Origin of the sequence: Stenotrophomonas sp. TWI169, assembly GCF_039674705.1 — a bacterium.
Lineage (GTDB): Bacteria > Pseudomonadota > Gammaproteobacteria > Xanthomonadales > Xanthomonadaceae > Stenotrophomonas > Stenotrophomonas maltophilia_P.
Genome location: NZ_JBDJOB010000009.1, coordinates 153,010 through 160,353 on the forward strand (window position 1 = coordinate 153,010; position 7,344 = coordinate 160,353).

Here is a 7,344-nt window from a genome sequence, read left to right on the forward strand (position 1 = left end):
CCCACGCTACGATGCGCCCATGACTCCGGCCATCACCCTGCTCAAGCGCGAGAAGATCGCCCACACCGTACGCAGCTACGTGCACGATGCCCACGCCGAGTCGTATGGTGGCGAGGCCGTCGACAAGCTGGGCCTCGATCCGGCACAGGTATTCAAGACCCTGCTGGCCAGCACCGAAACCCACGAGCTGCTGGTGGCGATCGTGCCGGTGGCCGGCCAGTTGGACCTGAAGGCGTTGGCGGAAGCAGCCGGCTGCCGGAAGTGTGAGATGGCCGCTGCCGATGCTGCCCAGCGCGCCACCGGCTACGTGGTCGGTGGCATCAGCCCGCTCGGGCAGAAGAAGCGCCTGCGCACGTTCCTGGATGCCAGTGCGCAGGTATTGCCCAGCCTGCATGTCAGCGCCGGGCGTCGTGGACTGGAAGTGGAACTGGCGCCGGCCGACCTGCTGCGCCTTACGGCCGGCCATTACGCCGCCATCGGCAAGGCCCGCTGATGCGCTGGCCGTGGTCCTCAGCGCCGATACCCCGGCTCGACGATGCACAGGCCGACGTGCTGCTGCAGGATCTGCTGTCGCGCGACGCCAGCCGCATCACCGACGCCGCGCGTACGGTTGCACGGTTGTTCACCCCCTCCTCGCTGGAGGCCCTGGCATCGCACGCCGACCTGATCGAGCGACGCTGCCAGCCCATCGAACTCGGCGGCATGCTGGTCAGCAACCAGGCGCACCTGAAGGCGGCGCTGCGGCGATTGCGCTACTGGCAGGCGCGCGAGGGTTGCCTGTGCGCGCTCCACCCCACCTACCCGTTCTTCGATCCCCGGCGCCTGATCGAACAGGGCCACATGCAGCTGCTCTCGTTGCAGGAGGCCGAGGATGGGTGGGGCGATTGCCACACGGTCGCCTGTGCACACTGCGGCCAGCACTGGCAGGCAATCGACCGCGAATACCATTACCCGTGGTGGGAATGGCTTTCCGGCTGAGCGCGGCCGGACGCACCTGACCGGGCCTACGGCCGCCAGTTGGCGTTGTTCTCCCAGAACTGCACGGCGCGCTGGTAGGCCTCGCGGTCCAGCGGCACGCCGGAACCGCCCTCCTCCACACCGAGCGCATTGCGCATCATCGTGATCGGCGCCATCGGCACCTCCTCCGGTTCGGCAGTGTAGATGCAGCCGACGATGCCCCAGTCCGCATCGATCGGTGAGCCCTCTTTGGCCAGCTGCTCGGCGCTGTACAGGATCACCACCAGGTAGTTCGCACGCGGCGATTCGACGCCTTCGAACCAACGCACCAGCACCGGCAGCTCATCGCGGTTGCGCGCTTCGTAGCCGCTGCGCAGCAGGTGGCGGTTGGCGTCGGTGACCGGCACGGTCAGGCAGCGCGTGCTGGTCCAGTTCTCGTAGACGAACAGCTTGCAGAACGGCGCGTAGCCGTCGAGCACCTTCAGCGGTGCGTGTGCGTTGAGATACGCCTCGAACTGCTCGGCAGTGCAGTCCTGGATGGTGTTGCCGCGCGGCACGCGCGGGAACAGGCGGGGACGGGCGAAATCGGTAAGGACGATGGACATGGTGTGCGGCGTGATCAGGAATTCAGTGGCACAGGGTACCCGCCCTTCCCCCTTCGCGGCAGGCGCTTCACACATTCATTGCACATCCATCTTGATGAAGCGATATGCTGGTTCGCACCCGCCGCCATCGCCCGTGCCATGACCGCCATCAGCTTCGAGTTCTATCCGCCCAAGACCGACGAACAGCGCAGCCAGCTCGACCGTGCCGCGGCGAAGCTGAAGGACTACGCGCCCGAGTACGTGTCCTGTACGTTCGGCGCCGGTGGCTCGACCCTGAGCTACACCTCCGAGACCGTGCGCCATCTCAACCAGCACCACGGCTTCGAGGCGGCGCCTCATCTCTCCTGTGTCGGCGGCACCCGCCAGGAAATCCGCGAGCTGCTCAAGCTGTACCGCGCGATCGGCTGCCGCCGGCTGGTCGCACTGCGCGGTGACCTGCCCTCGGGCATGGGCTTTCCTGGCGACCTGCGCTACGCCGCCGAACTGATCGCCTTCATCCGTGCCGAACATGGCAATGCCTTCCGCATCGAGGTCGGTGCCTACCCCGAAACACATCCGCAGGCCTCCGATGCCCTGGCCGACCTGAAGCACTTCAAGGCCAAGATCGATGCCGGCGCCGACGCGGCGATCACCCAGTACTTCTTCAACCCCGACGCCTACTTCCACTTCGTGGATGAAGTGCGCCGGCTTGGCGTGGACGTGCCGATCACGCCCGGCATCATGCCGATCGCCAACTTCAGCCAGCTGCGCCGCTTCTCCGAGCAATGCGGTGCCGAGATCCCGCGCTGGATCGGCCGCAAGATGCAGGCCTACGGCGATGACGCGGCATCGGTGCGTGCATTCGGCGCCGAAGTGGTGGCCAAGCTGTGCCAGCGCCTGATCGAAGGCGGCGCGCCGAGCCTGCACTTCTACACACTGAACCTGGCCAAGCCGACAACGGCCGTGTTGAAACTGCTGCAGGGCTGAAAGCACGCTGCACGCGTGCATTCGGCGCTACCCTGCGTCGATGAGATCCATTTCACTCCTGCTGCTGCCGCTGCTGCTGTCCGCTGCGCCCGGCGTTGCCCACGGCCAGGCCTCGCGCCTGAACCGCTGCACCGATGCACAAGGCCAGAGCGTCTACACCGACCGGCCCTGCGACAGCATCGGCGCGCGATCACGGCTGCCACCTCCCGCTCCTGCCGGCAACCACCTGCCGCAGGACTCGCTGGGGGCGCGCTGCCCGCGCCGCCTGAGCGAGCTGGTACAGGCCCTGCGCACCGGCATCACCGGCAACGACGTGAACCGCTTGTCCTCACTCTATCTCTGGGGGGCGGTGTCCGACGCGGGCGCGCAGCGCATCCTCGGCCAGCTGGAGTCGCTGGCGCGGCGGCCACTGGTGGACGTCGTGCCGGTCTATCCGCAGCAGGCACAGGCCCTTCTCCAGGACGAGGATCCTGCACTGGCCGGATCCGCGACCGAGCCCTCCACGTCGCGCCATCCCGTAGGCCTGCGGCTTGAGCAGACGCTGCCTGGCAGCGCCACCCGCGCCGCGACGGTGCTGGGACTGCGACGTCAGTACGGCTGTTTCTGGATCACCTTGTGACCGGTGGGGTCCGATCCCGGCAATGGGGTCAGAGCCCGGCTGCGCGGGGATCTGGCCCCGCGAGCGTGCTCTACTCCGGCCACAGGCTGCGGATGGCGGCGATGCCCTGCCCACCATGGCGGCGCGCCTCAGCGACCTGGCCGCGTGCCATCCCACCCAGCGCGTAGATGGGCAGCGATACCTGCGCACGCAGGGCGGCAAACGCATCCCAGCCCAGCGGCGTTGCCTCGGGATGGCTGGCGGTCGCCTGCACCGGCCCAAGCACGGCGAAGTCGCATCCCAGCCGTTGTGCGGCCTGCAGCTGCGCAAGGTCGTGGCAGGAGGCTCCCACCAGCTGCCCATCCGGCAACGGTCGCGCCTGCAGGGACAACAGCTGTTCGCTGCCCAGATGCACGCCGACACCCAGCGAGCGCGCCAGTTCGATATCGCGGTTCAGCAGCCACTGCACCCCGCGCCGGTGCGCACGCAGCGCCTGCTCGATCAGGGCCTGACGGCGAGGATGCTGCAGCGGCAGGCGCAGCTGGATGCGCTGCTGGCCGCCACTGACCGCGCGCTGCAGCCGTTCCTGCCACTGCCGTTGACCGGCATCGTCCTCACCCGGTGCAGGGGTGACCAGGTAGCAGTCGGGCTCGCGCAGTGCCGCCACCACCGGCAGGTCGGCCGGCGGCATCGAGTAGCGTCCGAGCTTGTCCTGCGCGACCCAGGTGATGGCCTGGCCTTCGCGACCGCGCGGCGTGCCCTTCCAACTGCGGACGTGCCGCACCTCCAGCGTCAGGTGCTTGTCCGGGTACCGCTGTGGCACGTCCATGATCCAGTCGCCGACCTCGGCTTCGATGCCCAGTTCCTCGCGCAGTTCACGCACCAGGGCCTGCGCGGAGGTTTCGCCCGCTTCGCGCTTGCCGCCGGGGAACTCCCACAGGCCGGCCATGTCGCGGTTCTCGGTACGACGGTTGAGCAGCACGCGGCCACGGGCGTCGGTGATGACGGCCGCCACGACATGGATCGATCGGGTGGGGGAAGGCATGCAGGGAGCATGCCTACAACAGGGGGACCGGCGCAATCGCGGATCGCGTACTTTCCTGCCCCAGAACGGGAGAGCCCCGCTTTCGCGGGGCTCTCTGGCCGGTCAGCTCAGCTGGCCGTGGCAGTGCTTGTACTTCTTGCCACTGCCGCACGGGCACGGATCGTTGCGGCCGATCTTGGCTTCTTCGCGCTGCACCTGGGCCACGCCCTGCTGCGCGGCCTGCACCTGCGCCGCTTCCTCGTCGGCGCTGTAGCCGCCGGCGTCCTGGTGCTGGAACTGCGACTGGCGCAGGCGTGCCTCGACCTGCTGGCGCTCGGCCGCTTCCAGTGCCTGCACTTCCTCGTCGCTGCGGATGCGCACGCGGGCGAGCAGGGTCACCACTTCGCGCTTGACGTTCTCCAGCATGTCCGAGAACAGCTCGAAGGCTTCCTTCTTGTACTCCTGCTTCGGCTGCTTCTGCGCGTAACCCCGCAGGTAGATGCCCTGGCGCAGGTAGTCCATGCGTGCCAGGTGCTCCTTCCAGCTCTGGTCCAGCACGGTCAGCATCACATGCTTTTCCAGCGCGCGCATGGTCTCGTCGCCGACGCTGGCTTCCTTCTCGGCGAAGTGCTGGTTGACGCGCTCCTGCACCTTGGCGGCGATGGTTTCGGCGTCCAGTTCCTCGTGCGACTTGACCAGGTCGGTCAGCGACATCTGCAGGCCGAACTCCGACTCCAGGGTCGCTTCCAGGCCACGCAGGTCCCACTGCTCGTCCACCGAGTTCGGCGGCACGAAGCGCGCAACGATGTCGAAGACGACGTCGTCGCGGATGCCATCGACGTTCTCCTTCACCGATTCGGCGTCCAGCAGTTCATCGCGCTGGGCGTAGATGACCTTGCGCTGGTCGTTGTTGACGTCGTCGAAGTCCAGCAGGTTCTTGCGGATGTCGAAGTTGTGGGCCTCGACCTTGCGCTGCGCCTTCTCGATCTGGCGGCTGACCAGGCGGTCTTCGATGACGTCGTCTTCCTTCATGCCCATCATGCGCATGGCCTTCTGCACCCAGTCGGAGGCGAAGATGCGCATCAGGTTGTCTTCCAGCGACAGGTAGAAGCGGGACGAACCCGGGTCGCCCTGGCGGCCCGAACGGCCACGCAGCTGATTGTCGATACGACGCGATTCATGGCGCTCGGTGCCGACGATGTGCAGGCCGCCTGCCGCCTTCACTGCTTCGTGGCGCTGCTGCCAGTCGGCCTTGATCGCCGCCTTCTGTTCATCGGTGGCATCTTCGCCCAGCGCATGCAGCTCGGCTTCCAGCGAACCACCGAGCACGATGTCGGTACCACGACCGGCCATGTTGGTGGCGATGGTCACCGCGCCGGGACGACCGGCATTGGCGACGATGGTCGCTTCGCGGTCATGCTGCTTGGCGTTGAGCACTTCGTGCTTCACGCCCGCCTTGCGCAGGTGCTCGGACAGCATTTCCGAGGTTTCGATCGAGGTGGTACCGACCAGCACCGGCTGGCCGCGCTTGGCGCATTCCTCGATGTCGGCCAGCACCGCGTTGAACTTGCCCTTGCGGTTGAGGAACACCTGGTCCGGGCTGTCCTTGCGGATGGTCGGGCGGTTGGTCGGGATCACCACCACTTCCAGGCCGTAGATGCTCTGGAACTCGAATGCTTCGGTATCGGCCGTACCGGTCATGCCGGACAGCTTCTTGTACATGCGGAACAGGTTCTGGAAGGTAATGCTGGCCAGCGTCTGGTTCTCACGCTGCACCGGCACGCCTTCCTTCGCCTCCACCGCCTGGTGCAGGCCGTCGGACCAGCGGCGACCGGCCAGGGTACGGCCGGTGAACTCGTCCACGATCACCACTTCACCATCGCGCACGATGTAGTCCACGTCACGCTGGTAGATGGCGTGCGCGCGCAGGGCGGCGTTGAGGTGGTGGACCACGGTCAGGTTCTGCGCCGCGTACAGGCCTTCGGTGTCGCCGTTGAGGATGCCGGCCTCGACCAGCAGCTGTTCGGCGTGCTCCATGCCCGCTTCGGACAGGTGCACCTGCTTACCCTTCTCGTCGACCCAGAAGTCGCCCTCGCCGTCTTCCACTTCCTGCTTGACCAGGTTCGGCACGATGCGGTTGACGCGGATGTACAGCTCCGGGGAATCGTCGGCCGGGCCGGAGATGATCAGCGGGGTGCGTGCTTCGTCGATCAGGATGGAGTCGACTTCGTCGACGATGGCGTAGTGCAGGCCGCGCTGATAGCGATCGGCCTTGGACAGCGCCATGTTGTCGCGCAGGTAGTCGAAACCGAATTCGTTGTTGGTGCCGTAGGTGATGTCGGCGGAATAGGCTTCGCGCTTGTCGCTGTGCGGCATGCCCGGATACACCACGCCCACGCTCAGGCCCAGCCAGTTGTACAGCTTGCCCATCTGCGCGGCATCGCGGCGGGCCAGGTAGTCGTTCACGGTGACCACGTGCACGCCCTTGCCTTCCAGCGCGTTGAGGTACACCGGCAGCGTGGCCACCAGGGTCTTGCCTTCACCGGTACGCATTTCGGCGATCTTGCCCAGGTGCAGGACCATGCCGCCGATCAGCTGCACGTCGTAGTGGCGCATGCCGAGCACGCGGCGACCGGCTTCGCGGCAGACCGCGAATGCTTCCGGCAGGACCTTGTCCAGGGCCTCACCGCCGGCGATGCGCTGCTTGAACTCCGGCGTCTTGGCCTGCAGCTGCTCGTCGGAAAGCTTCTCGATCTCCGGCTCCAGCGCATTGATCTTGGCGACGATGCGGTTGAGCTGGCGCAGCTGTCGTTCGTTACGACTGCCAAATACGCGGGTAAGCAGGCTGTTGATCATTGAAGGAACCGGGTTGGATGGACACGACGCCCGGCCTTCCCTGGGGAATCCGTCCGCCGCAAACGAAACAGGGCGCTTGGCGCCCTGTCGATGGCAACACCCATTGTAGCTTGGGACGGCCGGGAGGGGTTTCAAGCGTCCCGTGCGGCGTGATCGGCCCGGATCCGGCAAACCGGGGTTGAGCAAAGGGGTCAGATCCCTTTCGCCGTGGCGAAAGGATCTGACCCCAAGGAGGGTGGCGGGGGGCGCTGCGCGCGGGGGGGAACCCCCGCCGGGGAGACGGGCGCCCCGGGGGTTGGCGGCGGGGCCGGGGCGCAGGGGCGGGGGGGGCCCCCGGG

The 7,344-nt window shown here is 67.0% G+C and carries 7 protein-coding genes; 4 read left to right on the forward strand and 3 right to left on the reverse strand.

Annotated features, from left to right (window positions below):
* Positions 1-19 precede the first annotated feature (19 nt).
* Together ybaK and ABE543_RS09550 are read left to right on the forward strand one after the other, a co-directional pair.
* A complete protein-coding gene (gene ybaK, locus ABE543_RS09545) occupies positions 20-493 on the forward strand; it encodes a Cys-tRNA(Pro) deacylase (RefSeq protein WP_053516440.1) in 474 nt (157 codons plus the stop codon).
* Positions 493-978: a hypothetical protein gene (locus tag ABE543_RS09550; RefSeq protein ID WP_065175807.1), complete on the forward strand. Its 486-nt coding sequence runs from the start codon at positions 493-495 to the stop codon at positions 976-978. The genes ybaK and ABE543_RS09550 overlap by 1 nt, the downstream gene beginning before the upstream one ends.
* 26 nt (positions 979-1,004) lie before the next feature.
* On the opposite strand, the gene ABE543_RS09555 is transcribed toward ABE543_RS09550, so the two are convergent.
* The gene (locus ABE543_RS09555; protein ID WP_197572340.1) at positions 1,005-1,562 is read right to left on the reverse strand and encodes a DUF3228 family protein; all 558 of its coding nucleotides are present in this window, start codon (positions 1,560-1,562) and stop codon (positions 1,005-1,007) included.
* Positions 1,563-1,700: 138 nt separating this feature from the next.
* Here ABE543_RS09555 and metF point away from each other — a divergent pair, with 138 nt between their 5' ends.
* Positions 1,701-2,528, forward strand: a complete 828-nt coding sequence (gene metF / locus ABE543_RS09560; protein ID WP_346475613.1) for a methylenetetrahydrofolate reductase [NAD(P)H] — start codon at positions 1,701-1,703, stop codon at positions 2,526-2,528.
* A gap of 40 nt (positions 2,529-2,568) precedes the next feature.
* The gene (locus tag ABE543_RS09565; RefSeq protein ID WP_111186308.1) at positions 2,569-3,147 is read left to right on the forward strand and encodes a DUF4124 domain-containing protein; all 579 of its coding nucleotides are present in this window, start codon (positions 2,569-2,571) and stop codon (positions 3,145-3,147) included.
* 70 nt (positions 3,148-3,217) lie between these two features.
* Here the strand turns inward: ABE543_RS09565 and ABE543_RS09570 are convergent, their stop codons facing one another.
* Positions 3,218-4,171 carry a Nudix family hydrolase gene (locus tag ABE543_RS09570; protein WP_346475614.1) on the reverse strand — a complete coding sequence of 318 codons (954 nt, stop codon included), beginning with the start codon at positions 4,169-4,171 and terminating at the stop codon, positions 3,218-3,220.
* 102 nt (positions 4,172-4,273) lie between these two features.
* Positions 4,274-7,006 (reverse strand): preprotein translocase subunit SecA, encoded by a 2,733-nt coding sequence (gene secA / locus ABE543_RS09575; protein ID WP_053516445.1) that lies wholly within the window; start codon positions 7,004-7,006, stop codon positions 4,274-4,276.
* Positions 7,007-7,344: the final 338 nt, after the last annotated feature.

What these genes read in the sequence shown, in the direction of transcription:
- ybaK (WP_053516440.1), top strand. Translation starts at nt 20, where the DNA reads ATGACTCCGGCCATCACCCTGCTCAAGCGCGAGAAGATCGCCCACACC.
- ABE543_RS09550 (WP_065175807.1), top strand. Translation starts at nt 493, where the DNA reads ATGCGCTGGCCGTGGTCCTCAGCGCCGATACCCCGGCTCGACGATGCA.
- ABE543_RS09555 (WP_197572340.1), bottom strand. Translation starts at nt 1,562, where the DNA reads ATGTCCATCGTCCTTACCGATTTCGCCCGTCCCCGCCTGTTCCCGCGC.
- metF (WP_346475613.1), top strand. Translation starts at nt 1,701, where the DNA reads ATGACCGCCATCAGCTTCGAGTTCTATCCGCCCAAGACCGACGAACAG.
- ABE543_RS09565 (WP_111186308.1), top strand. Translation starts at nt 2,569, where the DNA reads ATGAGATCCATTTCACTCCTGCTGCTGCCGCTGCTGCTGTCCGCTGCG.
- ABE543_RS09570 (WP_346475614.1), bottom strand. Translation starts at nt 4,171, where the DNA reads ATGCCTTCCCCCACCCGATCGATCCATGTCGTGGCGGCCGTCATCACC.
- secA (WP_053516445.1), bottom strand. Translation starts at nt 7,006, where the DNA reads ATGATCAACAGCCTGCTTACCCGCGTATTTGGCAGTCGTAACGAACGA.